18 protein-coding genes are annotated in these 18,271 nt (G+C 72.3%); 5 read left to right on the forward strand and 13 right to left on the reverse strand.

Annotated elements, in window-relative coordinates; translation table 11 throughout:
• Positions 1-154: 154 nt before the first annotated feature.
• Entirely contained in the window at positions 155-3,688 is a 3,534-nt protein-coding gene (gene dnaE, locus ABZ783_RS33920; RefSeq protein WP_357446056.1) for a DNA polymerase III subunit alpha, read from the reverse strand.
• A gap of 184 nt (positions 3,689-3,872) precedes the next feature.
• Between dnaE and ABZ783_RS33925 the strand changes: the two genes are divergently transcribed.
• On the forward strand, positions 3,873-4,214 hold the full coding sequence (locus ABZ783_RS33925) for a PadR family transcriptional regulator (RefSeq protein WP_073839467.1): 342 nt from the start codon (positions 3,873-3,875) through the stop codon (positions 4,212-4,214).
• A complete protein-coding gene (locus ABZ783_RS33930; RefSeq protein ID WP_357446059.1) occupies positions 4,211-5,155 on the forward strand; it encodes a permease prefix domain 1-containing protein in 945 nt (314 codons plus the stop codon). Before ABZ783_RS33925 ends, ABZ783_RS33930 begins: the two co-directional genes overlap by 4 nt.
• 52 nt (positions 5,156-5,207) lie before the next feature.
• On the opposite strand, the gene ABZ783_RS33935 is transcribed toward ABZ783_RS33930, so the two are convergent.
• Positions 5,208-5,777 (reverse strand): GNAT family protein, encoded by a 570-nt coding sequence (locus tag ABZ783_RS33935; RefSeq protein ID WP_357446062.1) that lies wholly within the window; start codon positions 5,775-5,777, stop codon positions 5,208-5,210.
• Positions 5,778-5,840: 63 nt separating this feature from the next.
• Here ABZ783_RS33935 and ABZ783_RS33940 point away from each other — a divergent pair, with 63 nt between their 5' ends.
• Positions 5,841-6,839, forward strand: a complete 999-nt coding sequence (locus ABZ783_RS33940; RefSeq protein ID WP_357446065.1) for a hypothetical protein — start codon at positions 5,841-5,843, stop codon at positions 6,837-6,839.
• An 80-nt stretch (positions 6,840-6,919) separates the two neighbouring features.
• Here ABZ783_RS33940 and ABZ783_RS33945 read toward each other — a convergent pair whose 3' ends face one another.
• The 9 genes from ABZ783_RS33945 to pgsA all read right to left on the reverse strand — a co-directional run bounded on the left by ABZ783_RS33945 (position 6,920) and on the right by pgsA (position 13,765).
• Entirely contained in the window at positions 6,920-7,315 is a 396-nt protein-coding gene (locus tag ABZ783_RS33945) for a PIN domain-containing protein (RefSeq protein WP_357446068.1), read from the reverse strand.
• Positions 7,312-7,524, reverse strand: a complete 213-nt coding sequence (locus tag ABZ783_RS33950) for a type II toxin-antitoxin system VapB family antitoxin (RefSeq protein WP_073839675.1) — start codon at positions 7,522-7,524, stop codon at positions 7,312-7,314. Before ABZ783_RS33950 ends, ABZ783_RS33945 begins: the two co-directional genes overlap by 4 nt.
• Positions 7,525-7,646: 122 nt before the next feature.
• On the reverse strand, positions 7,647-8,396 hold the full coding sequence (locus tag ABZ783_RS33955) for a YebC/PmpR family DNA-binding transcriptional regulator (protein ID WP_073839471.1): 750 nt from the start codon (positions 8,394-8,396) through the stop codon (positions 7,647-7,649).
• Positions 8,397-8,682: 286 nt separating this feature from the next.
• Positions 8,683-9,291 (reverse strand): pyridoxal 5'-phosphate synthase glutaminase subunit PdxT, encoded by a 609-nt coding sequence (gene pdxT, locus ABZ783_RS33960; protein WP_357446072.1) that lies wholly within the window; start codon positions 9,289-9,291, stop codon positions 8,683-8,685.
• A gap of 86 nt (positions 9,292-9,377) precedes the next feature.
• Complete coding sequence (gene pdxS / locus ABZ783_RS33965) at positions 9,378-10,295, reverse strand: pyridoxal 5'-phosphate synthase lyase subunit PdxS (protein ID WP_357446075.1); 918 nt, start codon at positions 10,293-10,295, stop codon at positions 9,378-9,380.
• A gap of 150 nt (positions 10,296-10,445) precedes the next feature.
• Positions 10,446-10,940, reverse strand: coding sequence for a hypothetical protein (locus ABZ783_RS33970; RefSeq protein WP_357446078.1), 495 nt, complete (start codon positions 10,938-10,940; stop codon positions 10,446-10,448).
• A 91-nt stretch (positions 10,941-11,031) separates the two neighbouring features.
• The gene (locus ABZ783_RS33975; RefSeq protein ID WP_357446081.1) at positions 11,032-12,192 is read right to left on the reverse strand and encodes a glycosyltransferase family 4 protein; all 1,161 of its coding nucleotides are present in this window, start codon (positions 12,190-12,192) and stop codon (positions 11,032-11,034) included.
• Between the two features lie 14 nt (positions 12,193-12,206).
• Positions 12,207-13,148: a phosphatidylinositol mannoside acyltransferase gene (locus ABZ783_RS33980; RefSeq protein WP_357446084.1), complete on the reverse strand. Its 942-nt coding sequence runs from the start codon at positions 13,146-13,148 to the stop codon at positions 12,207-12,209.
• Complete coding sequence (gene pgsA, locus ABZ783_RS33985) at positions 13,145-13,765, reverse strand: phosphatidylinositol phosphate synthase (protein ID WP_073839476.1); 621 nt, start codon at positions 13,763-13,765, stop codon at positions 13,145-13,147. The genes ABZ783_RS33980 and pgsA overlap by 4 nt, the downstream gene beginning before the upstream one ends.
• 252 nt (positions 13,766-14,017) lie before the next feature.
• Between pgsA and ABZ783_RS33990 the strand changes: the two genes are divergently transcribed.
• Positions 14,018-16,180, forward strand: coding sequence for an elongation factor G-like protein EF-G2 (locus tag ABZ783_RS33990; RefSeq protein WP_357446088.1), 2,163 nt, complete (start codon positions 14,018-14,020; stop codon positions 16,178-16,180).
• A 190-nt stretch (positions 16,181-16,370) separates the two neighbouring features.
• On the opposite strand, the gene ABZ783_RS33995 is transcribed toward ABZ783_RS33990, so the two are convergent.
• Entirely contained in the window at positions 16,371-17,003 is a 633-nt protein-coding gene (locus tag ABZ783_RS33995) for a hypothetical protein (RefSeq protein ID WP_357446091.1), read from the reverse strand.
• A gap of 82 nt (positions 17,004-17,085) precedes the next feature.
• Here ABZ783_RS33995 and ABZ783_RS34000 point away from each other — a divergent pair, with 82 nt between their 5' ends.
• Positions 17,086-17,616 (forward strand): hypothetical protein, encoded by a 531-nt coding sequence (locus ABZ783_RS34000; RefSeq protein ID WP_357446094.1) that lies wholly within the window; start codon positions 17,086-17,088, stop codon positions 17,614-17,616.
• Between the two features lie 75 nt (positions 17,617-17,691).
• On the opposite strand, the gene ABZ783_RS34005 is transcribed toward ABZ783_RS34000, so the two are convergent.
• Complete coding sequence (locus ABZ783_RS34005) at positions 17,692-18,249, reverse strand: HIT domain-containing protein (protein ID WP_073839480.1); 558 nt, start codon at positions 18,247-18,249, stop codon at positions 17,692-17,694.
• Positions 18,250-18,271 lie beyond the last annotated feature (22 nt).

The following is an 18,271-nucleotide window of genomic DNA, read 5'->3' on the forward strand; positions in this document are numbered from 1 at the left end:
GGCGGACGGGCTGGTCACCGCCTCCCGAGTAGGCGCCCGGTCGGTGCAGGCCAGCAGCCCGGCCGACAGAACCAGGACCGGGACGGCAGCCAACAACTGTCGACGGGACACTCCACGACGATAACGGACAAAAGCTATCGAGCTGCCGGGAACGTCAGCTGACGTTGGCCGGGCCGAGGACGCTCTTCAGGTCGCCCATCAACGCGGTGGTGGCCGCCACCCGGAACGGCCCGAGGCGCAGCGTGGTGATCTTGCCGCCGTTGAGCAGCTTGACGTGCACCTCGGTGTCACCGGGGTGCAGCACCAGCGTCTCCTTGAGCTTCTCCACCAGCGGCGGCGTGCAGCGGTGCACCGGGATGGTCAGCGTGACCGGCTTGTTCGCCGGGTTGCTGCTGATGTCGGGCATGGACATGTCCATCGCCATGATCCGGGGCGTGTCGTCCCGGCGGTCCACCCGCCCCTTGACCACCACGATCGCGTCCTCGGCGATGTACTGGCCGATCACCTCGTAGGTGTTGGGGAAGAACAGCGTCTCGACGCCACCGGCCAGGTCCTCCAGCGTGGCGGAGGCCCAGGCCCGGCCCTGCTTGGTGACCCGGCGCTGCACGCCGGAGAGGATCCCGGCCAGGGTCACCACCGCCCCGTCGGGCACGGTCCCCTCCTCGGAGAGCGCGGCGATGGTGCAGTCGGCCGCCGCGCCGAGCACGTGCTCCAGGCCGAACAGCGGGTGGTCGGAGACGTAGAGGCCGAGCATCTCGCGTTCGAAGGCGAGCTTGTCCCGCTTGTCCCACTCCCCCTCGCCGATGGTCGGCATCACCGTGGTGCTGCTGCCGGCGTCCGCGTCGCCGAAGCCGGCGCCGAAGAGGTCGTACTGGCCGACCGCCTCCTTGCGCTTGACGTCGGCGTACGCGTCGATGGCGTCGGCGTGCACGGCGAGCAGGCCCTTGCGGGGGTGGCCGAGCGAGTCGAACGCCCCGGCCTTGATCAGCGATTCGATGGTCTTCTTGTTGCAGACCACCGCGTCCACCTTCGACAGGAAGTCGTAGAAGTCGGCGTAGGCGTCCTTCTCCTCGCGGCACCGCATGATCGAGGTGACCACGTTCGCGCCGACATTGCGGATGGCGGCCAGGCCGAAGCGGATGTCCTTGCCGACCGGGGTGAACGGCCCGGCCGAGGTGTTCACGTCGGGCGGCAGCACCTGGATGCCCATCCGCCGGCACTCGGACAGGTAGAGCGCCATCTTGTCCTTGTCGTCGCCGACGGAGGTGAGCAGCGCCGCCATGTACTCGGCCGGGTAGTGCGCCTTGAGGTAGGCCGTCCAGTACGACACCAGGCCGTACGCGGCCGAGTGGGCCTTGTTGAAGGCATAGCCGGCGAACGGGACGAGCACGTCCCACACCGCCTGGATCGCCTCGTCGGAGTAGCCGCGCTCGCGGCAGCCGTCCCGGAACGGGATGAACTCCTTGTCGAGGATCTCCTTCTTCTTCTTACCCATCGCCCGGCGCAGCAGGTCGGCCTGGCCGAGGCTGTAGCCGGCGAGGATCTGCGCGGCGCGCTGTACCTGCTCCTGATAGACGATCAGGCCGTAGGTGGGGGCGAGGATCTCCCGCAGCGGCTCCGCCAGCTCCGGGTGGATCGGCGTGATCTCCTGGAGGTTGTTCTTGCGCAGCGCGTAGTTGGTGTGCGAGTCCACGCCCATCGGACCGGGCCGGTAGAGCGCGAGGACGGCGGAGATGTCCTCGAAGTTGTCCGGCTTCATCAGGCGCAGCAGCGAACGCATCGGCCCGCCGTCGAGCTGGAACACGCCCAGGGTGTCACCGCGGGCGAGCAGCTCGTAGGCGGCCTTGTCGTCCAGCGGCAGGGCCAGCAGGTCCAGCTCCTTGCCGTGGTTGAGCTGGATGTTCTTGACCGCATCGTCGATGATCGTGAGGTTGCGCAGGCCGAGGAAGTCCATCTTCAACAGCCCGAGCGACTCGCACGTCGGGTAGTCGAACTGGGTGATGATGGCCCCGTCGGCGTCCCGCCGCATCAGCGGGATGTGCTCGATGATCGGCTCGGCGGACATGATGACGCCGGCGGCGTGCACGCCGGTCTGCCGGATCAGCCCCTCGATGCCCTTCGCGGTCTCGATGACCTTCTTGACGTCCGGGTCGGACTCGTAGAGGCCGCGGATCTCGCCCGCCTCGGCGTAGCGCGGGTGCTTCGGGTCGAAGATGCCCGACAGCGGGATGTCCTTGCCCATCACCGCCGGGGGCATCGCCTTGGTGATCCGGTCGCCCACCGCGTACGGGTAGCCGAGCACCCGGGCCGAGTCCTTGATCGCGGCCTTCGCCTTGATCGTGCCGAAGGTGGCGATCTGCGCGACCTTGTCCTCACCCCACTTGTCGGTGACGTAGCGGATCACCTCACCGCGCCGACGCTCGTCGAAGTCGATGTCGACATCGGGCATCGAGACGCGCTCGGGGTTGAGGAACCGCTCGAAGATCAGGCCGTGCGGGATCGGGTCCAGGTCGGTGATGCCCAGGGCGTACGCGACCAGCGAGCCGGCGGCCGAGCCACGGCCCGGACCGACGGCGATGCCCTGGCTCTTGGCCCACTGGATGAAGTCGGCGACCACGAGGAAGTACGACGGGAAGCCCATCTGCACGATGACGCCCAGTTCGTACTCGGCCTGGGCGACGTGCCCCTCCGGGATGCCGTTCGGGAAGCGGCGCTCCAGCCCCCTGAACGTCTCCTTGCGGAACCAGGACTCCTCGGTCTCCCCCTCGGGGATCGGGAACCGCGGCATCAGGTTGTGGAACTCGAACATCCCGGCCGGGTCGACCTTCTCGGCGACCAGCAGGGTGTTGCGGCAGCCCTGCTGCCACAGCTCGGACGAGTCGACCGCGCGCATCTGGTCGGCGGACTTGACGAAGTAGCCGCCGCCCTCGAAGCGGAACCGGTTGGGGTCGGCGATGTTGCTGCCGGTCTGTACGCAGAGCAGCACGTCGTGCGCCTCGGCCTGCGCCTCGTGGGTGTAGTGCGAGTCGTTGGTGACCACCGGCGGGATGTCGAGCTTGTGGGCGATCTCGACGAGGCCGTCGCGGACCCGGCGCTCGATCTCGAGGCCGTGGTCCATGATCTCCAGGAAGTAGTTCTCCTTGCCGAAGATGTCCTGGTATGCGGCGGCGACCTTGAGCGCCTCGTCGAACTGACCGAGCCGCAGCCGGGTCTGCACCGCGCCGGACGGGCAGCCGGTGGTCGCCATGATGCCCTCGGCATGCTCGGCGATCAACTCCATGTCCATCCGGGGCCACTTGACGTAGTGGCCCTCCATCGAGGCGCGGGAGTTGAGCGTGAAGAGGTTGTGCAGCCCAGTCTTGTTCGCCGCCCACATGGTCATGTGGGTGATCGCGCCGTTACCCGAGACGTCGTCGCTCTTCTGTTCCGGCCGGCCCCACTTGACCCGCTGCTTGTGAAAGCGCGACTCCGGCGCCACGTACGCCTCGACGCCGAGGATGGGCTTGACGCCGGCCGCCGTCGCCTGCTTGTAGAAGTCGTTCGCGCCGTGCATGTTGCCGTGGTCGGTGATCGCCACCGCCGGCATGCCCAGCCGGGCCGCCTCGGCGAAGAGGTCCTTGAGCCGGGCCGCCCCGTCGAGCATCGAGTACTCAGTGTGCACGTGCAGATGCGCGAACGAATCGCCCATGCGTGGCGCCCCCCGGGGTGTGGATCAAGGCTGCGTCGGAGTCGACCGACTCACCCTACCCAGGTCGCCTGACCGGCTCCACCGTCCGCGCCGAGGGTGTTCCGGGTCTCTCATCCGATGCCCGTGTGCCGCACGATGCTGTACGGGGTTGGAATAGTGTGCGGCACACAGTATCGTGTGCCGCATGGTGAGCGACGAGGTCCTCCGGACCCATCTCCAGGAGCTGCGGCGCGGCACGGTCGTGGTGGCGAGCCTGGTCGCCCTGCGCCGGCCCGACTACGGCTACGCGCTGCTGCAACGGCTGGGCGAGCACGGCTTCCCGGTCGACGCCAACACGCTTTATCCCCTGCTCCGGCGACTGGAGGAGCAGGGGCTGCTGACCAGCGAGTGGAACACCGAGGAGAGCCGGCCGCGCAAGTTCTACCGCACCAGCGCCGACGGCGAGGTCGTGCTGGACCGCCTGCTGGACGACCTGACCGCCGTGCAGACCTCCGTCGCCGGCCTGATCGAAGGAGTGGACCGATGAGTTCCCTGACCGACCGGTACGTCACCGCCACCCTGCGTACGGTGCCGGCACCCCGTCGCGCGGAGATCGCCTCCGAGTTGCGGGCGTCCATCGCGGACATGATCGACGGCCGGACCGACGCCGGGCAGGACGCCGACACCGCCGAGCGGGAGGTGCTCACCGAGCTCGGCAACCCCGACCAGCTCGCGGCCCGCTACGCCGACCGGCGGCTGCAGCTCATCGGCCCGCGCTACTACCTGGTCTGGTGGCGGCTGCTGCGGACGCTGCTCACCTACATTCCCGCCATCGCGGGCGTCGCGACCGGCGTGGTGAAGGCGACGGTCGACGGCGAGCCCGGCGCGGCGATCGGCGCCGGGGTGGTCGGCGCGATGCAGACGGCGGTGCAGATCGCATTCTGGCTCACCCTCGTCTTCGCCGTGCTCGAACGCACCAACACGCCGCTGAACCTGCCCGAGTGGAGCGTCGACCAGCTGCCCGAGGCGCCGAACGAGCGGCAGGTGCCGCTCGTCGACACCTGCGCCTCGATCGTGTTCCTGCTGTTCGCCATCGCGTTCTTCCCCTGGCAGCACTTCCAGCCCTGGATCTCGGGTGACGGCTCCCGACTGCCGATGATCGACCCGGCGCTGTGGAGCTTCTGGCTGCCCGTGCTGCTGGCGGTACTGGTCGCCGACATCGGCTTGGAGGTCGCGAAGTACCGATCGGGGCGGTGGACCTGGCCGCTGGTCGCGGTCAAGACGGTGCTCGATCTCGCGTTCGCCGTGCCGCTCACCTGGCTGCTGCTCACCGACCGGCTGCTCAACCCGGAGCTGGTCCAGCGGTTCGAGTGGCTGCGTGAGGGCGGCACGCAGGACCTGGCGCGGGCGACCGTCCTGCTCACCGCCGTCATCGTCGTCCTGGGCTTCATCGACAGCGCCGTCAAGGCGCGGCGGCACGCCGCCTGAAGCGGTCTCGGCCCGGCGCGCACGGGGGCGCCGGGCCGAGCCGTGTTCCCGGTCAGGTGGCGGTCGGGCGGGCCCGCCACTCCCGGCCCAGCATGGCGTAGACCATCTCGTCGGTCCACTCGCCCTTGACGAACTCGTTCTCCCGCAGGTGCGCCTCGCGGCGCATGCCGAGCCGTTCCAGCACCCGCGCCGAGGCGGTGTTCCGGGCGTCGAGCCGGCCGACGATCCGGTGCAGGCCGAGGCCCTCGAAGCCGAGCCGCAGCATCTCCCGGCCCGCCTCGGTGACGTACCCCCGGCCGGTGTGGTCCGGGTGCAGCACGTACCCGATCTCGCCCTGCTGGTGCTCGCCGCTGGTCCAGGTCAGCAGCACGTCGCCGACCAGCTCGCCGGTCGCCGGCAGCACCATCGCCAGGTTCAACACGTCGCCCGGTGCGCGCACCGCGGTGCGCCCCCGCAGGCGCTCGATCGCCGCCGCGGCGGCGGCCTCGTCGTACGGCTCGTGGTAGAGGTAGCGGGTGACCTCCGGCCGGGAGCGGTAGGCGGTCAGGGCGGCGAGGTCGTCGACGGTGAACGCGCGCAGCACGAGCCGGTCGGTGCGCAGCGGCAGGTCGGGGACGAGCATCCGGGAAGGGTACGGGCACGACCGGCGACCGGTCAGCCGAGTTTCGTATCGATAGGAGTGGCCATGCGGATCCGGGGCATCGTCTACGACACGGGCGTCGAACTGCTGCCCGGCCGGCCGTCCCGGCCGGACTTCGACCCCGACCAGGTCCGCGCCGACCTGCGGGTGATCGCCACCGAGCTGCACGCCACCGCGGTACGACTCGTCGGGGAGAACCTGGACCGGCTGCGCCTGGCGGCCGAGGCCGCCGCCGAGGCGGGGCTGGCGGTCTGGCTCTCCCCCGCGCTGCCGGACGCCACGTCGGCCGCCGCCCGCCTCCAACTCGGCAGCTGCGCCGACATCGGGGAGCGGCTGCGCGCCCGGGGCGCCGAGGTGGTGCTGGTGGCCGGCTGGGAGGCGACCCTGTTCCTGCGCGGCATGGTCGCCGGGGCCACCACCACCGACCGGATGGCCACCATGAGCAGCCCGGGCCGGCTGCTGTGGAGCACCGTGCGCCACGGCGCGTTCCCATGGGCGCTCAACCGGCACCTGCGCCGGGCCGCCGCCACGGCGCGGTCCCGATTCCAGGGTCCGGTGGCGTACGCCGCGCTCGGTTTCGAGAGGGTCGACTGGCGGCCCTTCGACCTCGTCGGGGTGGACCACTACCGCAGCGGGGAGTCGCCGGAGGCGTGGGCGGCGGCGATCGGGCGGTGGCGCCGGCCCGGCAAGCCGGTGGTGCTCACCGAGCTGGGCTGTGCCACGTACGCGGGCGCCGCGGCCCGGGGCGCGCTCGCCTGGACGGTGGTCGACCGGGACGCGGATCCGCCCCGGCTGCGCGAGCCGGTGGTCCGGGACGAAGGGGCGCAGGCCGACGAAATCGGCCGGCTGCTGGACGCGGCCGACGCGGCCGGGGTGGCGGGCGCCTTCGTCTTCACCTACGCGTCGTTCAGCTATCCGCACCGGCCCGAGCCGGAGCTCGACCTGGACACCGCCGGCTACGGCCTGGTCGCGGTGCTGCCCGACGGCTCCGTGCGCCGCAAGGCCGCCTTCGACGCGGTGGCCCGCCGGTTCGCCGCCGGCTGACGGCCCGCGGTCGAGGCGGTGGCCGCGTCGGCGCGGTCTCGCGGTCCGTCACGAGCAATCCGATCACCAGCGGCGCAGGGTCAGCTGATCCGCTCCTGGCTCAGTTGCGGCACCAGCCTGGCCGCGGCCTCGAAGTCGGCGTCCTGATGAAGTACGACCAACTTCAGGCGGATGGCGGTGGCGATCACCAGGTGATCCGCGACGGACAGGCCCTGATGAGCGCTCTGGCTGGCGAGTTCCTGCCGCACCGCCCGCACGACCTGCCAGGCATCGTCGGGAACCGGAACCCATGGGTACAGGTCTCGCAGCCCCCGCTCAACCCGGTCGTAGGCCTTGGCGTCGGCGATAGTCAGGGTTTCCACGAGCACCGGGTCACAGATGGCGATCAGGCCACGGGCGGCGAGGTCGGACCAGCTCGAATCGACCTGACGACGGACCATGCGGACCAGAGCGCTCGTGTCGACCAGATACTTCACTGGTCGAGCTCGTTGAGCCGCTCGAAGTGGAAGCCCCCCTCGTCGGCGACCTCCTGAAGGTCGGCCAAGGCCCGCTGCCGGCGCTCGCGGCTGGACTCCACAGCCTGTCGGAGGGCCTCCGTCACCGTCTCCTTCTTGGTGGCGGTGCCGAGCGCAGCGGTCGCTTCCGCCAGAAGATCCTCATCGAGATCCAACAGAGTCTTGGCCATGAAATACACCTCCCGCACGATGATATATCCGGGAGGTACGTATATGCAGACCCGGCGGAGGCCATGATCTCGCGCCGGACGACGACGTCGCCCGGCGCAAACCGCACCCGGTCACCGCCGGCTCAGCCGACTGCCGCCATGACCTCGTCGGAGACGTCGAAGTTCGCGTACACGTTCTGCACGTCGTCGCAGTCCTCGAGGACGTCGATCAACTTGAAGATCTTGCGCGCGCCCTCCTCGTCCAGCGGCACGCTGACGCTGGGCACGAGGGAGGACTCGGCGGACTCGTACTCGATGCCGGCGTCCTGCAGGGCGGAGCGCACCGCGATCAGGTCGCCCGGCTCGGAGACCACCTCGTACGCCTCACCGAGGTCGTTGACCTCCTCGGCGCCGGCGTCCAGGACCGCCATCATCACGTCGTCCTCGGTGGTGCCCGCCTTGGGGACGATCACCACGCCCTTGCGGGAGAACAGATACGACACCGAGCCGGCGTCGGCGAACGAGCCGCCGTTGCGGGTCAGTGCGGTGCGCACCTCGGTGGCGGCGCGGTTGCGGTTGTCGGTGAGGCACTCGATGAGCAGCGCGACGCCGTTCGGGCCGTAGCCCTCGTACATGATCGTCTGGTAGTCGGCGCCGCCGGCCTCCAGGCCGGAGCCGCGCTTGACCGCGCGGTCGATGTTGTCGTTCGGGACCGAGTTCTTCTTCGCCTTCTGGATGGCGTCGTAGAGGGTCGGGTTGCCGGCCGGGTCACCGCCGCCGGTCCGGGCCGCCACCTCGACGTTCTTGATCAGCTTGGCGAACATCTTGCCGCGCTTGGCGTCGATGACGGCCTTCTTGTGCTTGGTGGTCGCCCACTTTGAGTGGCCAGACATCTCATACCTCCGTTTGATGATCCACGCCTGCGTCGACTTCCCGCGCCGAGTCCACGGTCAACCGGAACGGATGGTGCTGGCCGGGCGGCTCCGCGTGGACGGCTGCGGCGAGCGATGGCCCTGCCGAACCGCGGCAATCCTACCGAGACGGCGTCCCCGCATGTCACACCCGGCACCCGTGCCGGGGCGCGGCAGCTGGCCGGCGGGCCGGCCGGCCGTTGCCGGAGGACAGCAACCGCGGGCCGGTGAACCTGCCGGCGAGGGCAGGGAAGGGCTGCTCCCAGGCTCAGGCCGCGGCCCGGACCAGGTCCACGAAGTAGCGGTGCACCCGCAGGTCGCCAGTGAGTTCCGGGTGGAACGAGGTGGCCAGCAGATTGCCCTGCCGGACCGCGACGATCCGGTCGGCCGCCGGACCCTCGGTGACCCGGCCGAGCACCTCGACGCCCGCGCCGACCCGCTCGACCCACGGGGCCCGGATGAAGACGGCGTGGAACGGCTCGCCGTCGACCCCGTCGATCTCCACCGGCGCCTCGAACGAGTCGACCTGCCGGCCGAACGCGTTGCGCCGGACGGTCATCCCGATGCCCTGGAAGCCCCGCTGGTCGGGGCGGCCGTCCAGCACCTCGGCAGCCAGCATGATCATGCCGGCGCAGGACCCGTACACCGGCATGCCGGCGGCGATCCGCTTGTCGATCGGCTCGCGCAGCCCGAAGATGTCGGCGAGCTTGCTGATGGTGGTGGACTCGCCGCCCGGGATGACCAGCCCGTCGACGGCGTCCAGCTCGGCCGGACGGCGCACCGGGCGGGCGTGGGCGCCGGCCCCGGCCAGCGCGGCGAGGTGCTCCCGCACATCGCCCTGCAGGGCGAGCACCCCGATCACGGGTGTGTCGCTCATCGCGTCGTCGCTCCTTCGTCGTCGCGTCGTCGCGGACCGCCGGGCCCGCGGGTGCGGGGGCGGGCCGGCTGGCCCGCCCGCCGGGATCACCAGCCGCGCTCGGCCAGCCGGTGCGGCTGCGGGATCTCGTCGACGTTGATGCCCACCATCGCCTCGCCCAGGCCGCGGGAGACCTTGGCCAGCACGTCCGGGTCGTCGTGGAAGGTGGTGGCCTTCACGATCGCGGCGGCACGCTGGGCCGGGTTGCCCGACTTGAAGATGCCCGAGCCGACGAAGACGCCCTCGGCGCCGAGCTGCATCATCATGGCCGCGTCGGCCGGGGTGGCGATGCCACCCGCGGTGAACAGCACCACCGGCAGCTTGCCGGTCTCGGCGACCTCCTTGACCAGCTCGTACGGCGCCTGGAGTTCCTTGGCGGCGACGAACAGCTCATCGGCCGGCAGCGACTGGAGGCGGCGGATCTCCTTGCGGATCTTGCGCATGTGGGTGGTGGCGTTGGAGACGTCACCGGTGCCGGCCTCGCCCTTCGAACGGATCATGGCCGCGCCCTCGGTGATCCGCCGCAGCGCCTCGCCCAGGTTGGTCGCGCCGCAGACGAACGGGACGGTGAAGGCCCACTTGTCGATGTGGTTCTCGTAGTCGGCCGGGGTCAGCACCTCGGACTCGTCGACGTAGTCCACGCCGAGGGACTGCAGGACCTGTGCCTCGACGAAGTGGCCGATCCGGGCCTTGGCCATGACCGGGATCGAGACGGCGTTGATGATGCCGTCGATCATGTCCGGGTCACTCATCCGGGACACGCCGCCCTGGGCGCGGATGTCGGCGGGCACCCGCTCCAGCGCCATGACGGCGACCGCGCCGGCGTCCTCGGCGATCTTGGCCTGCTCGGGGGTGACCACGTCCATGATCACGCCGCCCTTGAGCATCTCGGCCATGCCCCGCTTGACGCGGGCGGTGCCGACGACGGAGGTGGCGTTGGTGTTCGGGGAGGTGGATTCGGGCACGGGTCATCGCTCCTTGGGCGTGCTCGGGGGGTGGCTGCGAAAAATGCTACGACGGGGTGAACGCCGATCCGACAGCCAATCAGACCCACGGTGGCCTGCTCTGTGGTCGCCGTCACGCCTGGTGGGCGCGGGGTGCGGGGACCGGGACGGTCAGCCCGTGGTGACGTCGGCCCGGGTGGTGACGGTGGGGTCGTCGATGTCGAAGTACTGCGGCCAGTCGTGCCGGCGCCCCATCCGCAACAGGCGTACCAGGGGGCGGCCGCGGGCCGCCCGGGCGTCCCGGACCAGGTCGGTGTGCACCTGCCGGGCCAGGGCCAGCCGCCGGCTGGCCGCGATCACCGCCTCGCCGGCCGGGTCGTCCGGGTCCAGCTCGACCGCGCGCAGCTGCCGGGTGAGGTCGTTCTCGGCGGCCTCCCGCTCCTCGGGTACGGCGTCCAGGGCGATCCGGGCGGCCCCGTACAGCTCCACGCCGTAGCGCCGCTCGGCCAGCACGGCGGCGGCGGCCGCGCGGCGCAGCAGGTGGGCGTCGAGCGCCCGGGTCGCGGACTCCGCGCGGGCCTGCAGCCGCTCGACCCGGCCGGCCGTCCAGATCAGGTACGCCGCGACGAGCCCGACGGCCAGGACCGTGCCCACCACCCACCACATGCCCGGCATCGTAGTGCTGCTCCGTTCCCGTCCGAACCGGCGCGGCCACCGGCCGACGCGCTCGTCACATCGACCCCACCGGCCACCGGGCTCAGCCCAGCCCCACCCACTCCTGGTCCATCACCCGGCCGTCGGTGGCCTCGATCGCCGCTGCGTATACCTCCACAACGCGGCGGGCAACCACGGGCCAGTCGAAGCTCGCCACAACCTGCTCGCCGCAGGCGGTCAGCGCCGCCCGCCGGTCCGCGTCGTCGAGCAGCCCCGCCACGGCGGTGCGCAGCGCCGCCGCGTCGCCGGTCGGGAACAGCTGCCCGGCCCGCCCGCCGTCCAGCACCCGGCGGAAGGCGTCGAGGTCGCTGGCCACCACGGTGGTGCCGGCGGCGAGCGCCTCGGTGAGGATCATCCCGAACGACTCCCCGCCGGTGTTCGGCGCCACGTAGAGGTGCAGACTGCGTAGCATGCGAGGTTTGTCCGCCTCGGAGACCCGGCCGAGGAAGCTGACCCGGTCCCGCAGTTCGGCCGGGAACTGCCCGTAAAGGTCGTCCGGGTCGCCCGGCCCGGCCACCAGCAGGCGCAGCCCGGGCCGGTGCGGGGCGAGCGCGACGAAGGCGTCCCGCAGGATCGGGAAGCCCTTGCGGGGCTCGGTGAACCGGCCCAGGAAACCGAGCGTCCCGCCGGTGCCCGGCCCACACTCCCCCGGCCAGCCGGGCAGCGGCTCGACGCCGGCGAACTTCGCCACCGCCACCCCGTTGGGGATCTCCACCGCGCCGCCGTCCATGTGCTCGACCTGCACCTTGCGGGCCAGGGCGCTGACCGCGATCCGGGCGGTGATCCGCTCCAGCAGGATCTGCAGCACCCCCTGGGCCGCCGAGAGCACCCGGGAGCGGGTCATCGCGGTGTGGAAGGTGGCCACCACCGGGCCGCGCGCGCAGAGCACGGCCAGCATCGACAGGCTGGGGGTCAGCGGCTCGTGCACGTGCAGCACGTCGAAGTCGCCCCGGGTGATCCAGCGCCGCACCCGCGCGGTGGAGACCGGGCCGAACGCGATCCGGGCCACCGAGCCGTTGTACGGCAGCGGCACCGCCCGGCCGGCCGGCACCACGTACGGCGGCAGCGGCGAGTCCTCGTCGGCCGGGGCCAGGACGCTCACCTCGTGCCCCAGCCCGATCAGCGCCTCGGCCAGGTCCATGACGTGGTTCTGCACCCCGCCGGGGACGTCGAAGGAGTACGGGCACACGATGCCGATCCGCATTTGCGCCCGCTCCCTCAGATGGTCCCGGCGCTGGCCGGCGGCGCTGCCGGGGCGCCCGTGCCGCCGTCGGTCGTCGCGCGCTGGTCCAGCCACATCCGCTGCAACATGTGCCAGTCTTCCGGATGCCGGGCGATGCCCGCCGCCAGACCGTCGGCAATCCGTTGGGTCAGCAGGCGGACCCGCTCGTCCAGCGGGCCGCTGTCCGGATCGGGCAGCTCCAACCGGGCCAGGGCTCCGCAGGCGATCTCCGGCTCGTACCACATCGACGTCACGTACAGCGGCGCCCCGGTCCGGATCGCCAGCAGGGCCGGGCCGGCCGGCATGCGGGTCCGGGCGCCGAAGAAGTCCACCTCCACCCCGCGGGCGGAGAGGTCCCGGTCGGCCAGCAGCGGCACCACCGCGCCCGCCCGCACCCGGTCCAGCAGCACGTCGAACGCCGGCCGGTCACCGCCCCGGGTGGGCAGGATCTCCATGCCGAGGCCCTGCCGGAAGGCCAGGAACCGCTCGTAGACGGCCTCCGGCTTGAGCCGCTCGGCCACCGTGGTGATCGGCCAGCCGGTGGCGGCCACCCAGGCGCCCGCGGCGTCCCAGTTGCCGGCGTGCGGCAGCGCGACCACCGCGCCCCGGCCGGACGCCACGTCGGCGCCGAGCATGTCCGCGCCCTCGAGGCGGAACCCGGCGAGGATCTCCTGGCGGCTCAGGGCGGGCAGCCGGAACGCGTCCATCCAGTACCGCGCGTACGACCGCAGACCGGCCCGGACCAGCTCGTCCAGCTCCGCCTCGCGCACCTCCGGGCCGACCACCCGGCGCAGGTTGGCGCGGAGTCGGGCCGTACCCCCGCCGCCCTTGCGGTGCGCGCGGTCGGCGCCCGCCCGGAAGGCGGCGGCGACCACCGGCCGGGGCAGCGCCCGGGCCACCCGCCAGCCGGCGACGAGACCCAGCTCGGTGAGGTTCACTCGTGGCCGACCTGCTGCGCCTGCCGGTACACGTGGACCATGCGCTGCCCGACCGTGAAGATCGAGACCGCAGCGAGCAGCCAGAGCGCGATCGGCAGCGCCGGTGTGACGCCAAGGCCGGTGAGCAGGCCGCCCACCCCGACGATCAGCAGCCGCTCGGTGCGCTCGGCGATGCCCACGTTGGCGGTCATGCCCAGGCCCTCGGCGCGGGCCTTGACGTACGACACCAGCCCCCCGGCGGCCAGGCAGAGCAGCGCCGCCGCCACCCCCGAGTAGTGGTGCTGGGTGGCCAGCCAGTACGCGACCGCGCCGAAGACCGCGCTGTCGGCAATCCGGTCCATGCTCGAGTCGAGGAAGGCGCCGAAGCGGGTGGAGCCGCCGCTCATCCGGGCCATCGTGCCGTCGAGCAGGTCGGTGAGCGCGAAGACCGTGACGATCAGCGCACCGGCGACAAGCTGACCGCGGGCGCCGAAGCCGAGCGCGCCGACGAGCACGCCGAGGGTGCCGGTCACGGTGACCGCGTTGGGGGACACGCCCGCGCGGAGCAGCCCGCGCGCGACCGGCTCCACGACGCGGGTCATGCCCGCCCGGGCCGTCACTTGGAAGATCTTCGCCATGGCGGTCCCACGATAACGGCCGACGGCCGCGCACGACACGGCTGGTCGTCCCGACCCGCCAGGCAGGCTTGTGCCGGGTCGGCATCGGGTGTGAGATCGAGCGAGGGAGGTGAGCCAGCTCACCGTCCCTCCGTCCGAGAACCCGTCGTCCAGGAGACCACCGGAGGATATCGCCGCGGTACCCGCTCGGGCCCGCTTCCCCGTCGCGCGCGGCGGTCGCCACCCACCACCGGCTGAGGGAGGTGCGCCGCGATGGCGCAGAAAAATCAGGAGAAGGGGGTCACCGGCGGCGCGCCGGTGGTGACCGAGCCCGGCAGGGTTCGCAACGTGGTGCTGGTCGGGCACTCGGGAACGGGCAAGACCACACTGGTCGAGGCCCTGCTCGCGGCCAGCGGCACGATCGGCCGGGCCGGCACAGTCACCGACGGCACCACGGTCTGCGACCACGATCCCGCCGCCGTACGCCAGCAGCGCTCGGTGAGCCTCTGCTGCGCCCCGCTGCTCCACCACGACGTCAAGGTCAACCTCCTGGACACCCCCGGGTACGCCGACTTCGTCGGCGAGCTGCGCGCGGGGCTGCGGGCCGCCGACGCCGCGCTGTTCGTGGTCTCCGCCGTCGACGGGATGGACGCCGCCACCGCCGCGCTCTGGGAGGAGTGCGCCGCGGTGGACATGCCCCGCGCCGTCGCGGTCAGCCGGCTGGACCACCCGCGCGCCGACTTCGACGAGGCGGTGGCGCTCTGCCAGCGCGTCTTCGGCGACAACGTGCTCCCCCTCTACCTGCCGATGCTCGGCGACGACGGCGTGTCGGTCGTCGGCCTGATGGGGCTGATCACCCGGCGGGTCTTCGACTACTCGAACGGGTCGCCGGCCACGGTGCGGGAGCCGGATCCGGAGCACCTGCCGGCCATCCAGGAGGCCCGCAACGAGCTGATCGAGGGGATCATCGCGGAGAGCGAGGACGAGACCCTGATGGACCGCTACCTCGGTGGCGAGGAGATCGACACCGAGGTGCTCATCACCGACCTGGAGACGGCGGTGGCCCGGGGGCACTTCTACCCGGTGGTGCCGGTCTGCGCGGAGACCGGGGTCGGCCTGGACGTGCTGCTCGACGGCCTGGTGGCGGCGTTCCCGTCGCCGCTAGAGCACGAACTGCCGGCGGTCACCGGGGTGGACGGCTCGCCGCGGCCGCCACTGGCCTGCGACCCGGACGGCCCGCTGGTCGCCGAGGTGGTCAAGACCACCGTCGACCGGCACGTCGGGCGGGTCTCCCTGGTCCGGGTCTTCTCCGGCACCCTCCGCCCCGACCAGGTGATCCACGTGTCGGGGCACGGCATGGCCGAGCGGGGCCACGCCGACCACGACGCCGACGAGCGGGTCGGCCACCTCTACAGCCCGCTCGGCGCGACGCTGCGCGAGGTGCCCGCCGCAGTCGCCGGGGACCTCTGCGCGATCACCAAGTCGGGCAGCGCGGAGACCGGCGACACCATCTCCGCCAAGGAGGAGCCGCTGCTCATCGCCCCGTGGGAGATGCCCGAGCCGCTGCTGCCGGTGGCGATCGTGGCGAAGAGCCGGGCCGACGAGGACGCCCTGGCCCGCAACCTGGCCCGGCTGGTGGCCGGCGACCCGACCCTGCGGCTGGAGCGCAATCCGGAGACCCACCAGCTGGTGCTCTGGTGCATGGGCGAGGCGCACGCCGACGTGGTGCTCGACCGGCTGCGCGCCGGCGGGGTGGAGCTGGAGACCGAACCGGTCCGGGTGGCGCTGCGCGAGACGTTCACCAGCGCCGCCCGGGGGCACGGGCGGCACGTCAAGCAGTCCGGCGGCCACGGCCAGTACGCCGTCTGCGACATCGAGGTGGAGCCGCTGCCCCGCGGCGGCGGCTTCGAGTTCGTGGACAAGGTGGTCGGCGGCGCGGTCCCGCACAACTACATCCCGTCGGTGGAGAAGGGCGTCCGGGCGCAGATGGAGCGCGGCCTGGTCGCCGGCTGTCCGGTGGTGGACCTGCGGGTGACCCTCTTCGACGGCAAGGCGCACAGCGTCGACTCCTCCGACGCCGCGTTCCAGACCGCCGGCGGCCTGGCCCTGCGTGACGCCGCCGAGAAGGGGCAGCCGACGCTGCTGGAGCCGGTCGACGAGGTGACCATCCGGGTACCCGACTCGTCGGTGGGCGCGGTGATGGGCGACCTCTCCGGCCGGCGCGGCCGGGTGCTGGGCACCGAACCGGACCCGGACGCCGAGGGGCGGACGCTGGTCCGCGCCGAGGTGCCCGCCACCGAGCTGCTCCGGTACGCGGTCGAGCTGCGCTCGATGACCGCCGGCACCGGCACCTTCCGGCGGGAGTTCGCCCGGTACGAGCCGATGCCCGCCCACCTCGCCGAGCAGGTCCGCAAGGAGCACACCGCCCGCTCCTGACCCCCGGGGTCGTCGGCACGCCGTGCGCGCACTTTCGCGGGAAGGGTGGCCTCCACAGCTCGGGAGGCCACCCTTCCCGGGAATCTGCGGCCATCCCGGCGGCGCGGCGAGGTGCGCGGGGTCCGTCAGGGCGGGCGGCGGGCACCGGGGGCGGAAACGCCACCGAGGGGTGCCCGGGCCCGGTGGACGGTCAGCGGGACACGGCGTAGGCCAGCACGAGCGGGGTGGCCTGCCCCGGCCAGGTGCCGGTCAGGCAGGCGTCGGAGGGGGCCTCACCGGGTACCGGCCGCCGGATGACGGCCAGCTCGACCGGGTCGGTCCGGATCAGCGTGGGGTCGCCGTCGACCACCTCCCGGGGCGCGCCGACCACCGGCGGTTCGCCCGCGCCGGCCCGGCCGCCGGTCACGGTCATGTTCGGCGGGCGGACCTCCCGGCGCCCGTCCGCCTCGAAGTACTCCTCCGCCGGCCCGACGCCGGTCAGGACGGCGGCGGCCAGGGCCGGCGGGTAGACCGGGTCGGCGCAGGCGTCGTACACCCAGCGCGGGCCCAGCACGGAGTGCTCGGTGGTGCCGACCAGCCAGGCGTCGGCACCGGGCAGTGGCGCACCCCGGTAGGTGAGCGGCGCCTGCAGGACGGGCCCGTCGCCGACCCGGACGAGCAGGGTCTCGATCCCGACCTCGCCGGCCGGGTCGTCAAAGCGGTAGGTCGCCACCCGGGTGACGTCGGCGCCCGCCGTACCCGCGAACCACGGGCGGCCGGGCAGCCAGGCGGCGAGCAGGTCGAGCTTCGACGGGCGCAGTTCCGCGCGGTGCAGCAATGCCATGCGGGAGATCGTACTGTCGAAGGGCGGCGCGCCGGCAGTTGCCAATCTTGGCGCCGAGGCACTACCGCGGCCTGGAGGAACCATGGGCACGGCGGCGGAACAGCTCCATCGGGCGACGGACGTACCACCGGCGCCCCGCTGGGTGGCACCCACCTTCGCGGTGCTGGCGCTGCTCACCCTGCCCTGGATCGGCTACCTGGCCCTGACGCTGCCCCGGCACGCCGTCATCGTGCATTACCGGGCCGCCTGGGTGGGCTTCGACCTGGGGCTGATGGTGATGCTGGCGTTGACCGCGATACAGGCGTACCGGGGGCACCGGCAGGTCGCCCTGGCGGCCAGCGCCACCGCGACCATGCTGGTGGTGGACGCCTGGTTCGACGTCATCACCACCCCCGCCGGGCCGGACCTGGCGCTGTCGGTGCTGCTGGCCGCACTGGTCGAGCTGCCGCTGGCCGCGGTCTGCGTCTGGATCGCCCGGCACGGCGACCGGATGGTGGAGCGGCGGCTGCGCCAGCTCACCGTCCGCGCCGCGCTCGCCACCGACCGGGCCGAGGCGGCCGAGCGGACGGCCACCAGTGCGCGTCGCCGGACGCGCCGCGGCCGGACCCGCTGACGGCCGTTACCGACCGACTCCAGCCGCACCGGCACGCCGGCCGGACCCGCGCCCGTCGGCCCGCCGCGCTCCGGATCAGGCGGGCCAGGCCTTGGCGAGCAGGTCGCGGGTGTCGGCGAGCAACTGGGGCAGCACTTTCGTCCGGCCGATGACCGGCATGAAGTTCGCGTCCCCGCCCCACCGCGGCACCACGTGCTGGTGCAGGTGGGCGGCGATACCGGCACCAGCCACCCCGCCCTGGTTCAGGCCCAGGTTGAAGCCGTGCGCGTTGGAGACGTGGCGGACCACCCGCATGGCGTCCTTGGTGAACGCCGCCAGCTCGGCGGTCTCCGGCGCGTCCAACTCGGTGTAGTCGGCCACGTGCCGATAGGGGCAGACCAGCAGGTGCCCCGGGTTGTACGGGTAGAGATTGAGCACCACGAAGACGTGCTCGCCCCGGGCGACCACCAGGCTCTCGTCCGGCGGCAGGCCGGGGGCCAGGCAGAACGGGCAGCCGGCGGGCTTCTCGTAGCCGCCCTCGGGCCGGTCCTCGCCAGAGATGTAGGTCATCCGGTGCGGGGTCCAGAGCCGTTCCAGCCCATCCGCCAGACCATTGTCGGTGCCGTTCTCGAAGTGCCGATCCGCCCCAGTCACAGCGCCGATCCTACGGTCACCG

Origin of the sequence: Micromonospora sp. NPDC047738, assembly GCF_040642675.1 — a bacterium.
Classification (GTDB): Bacteria; Actinomycetota; Actinomycetes; order Mycobacteriales; family Micromonosporaceae; genus Micromonospora.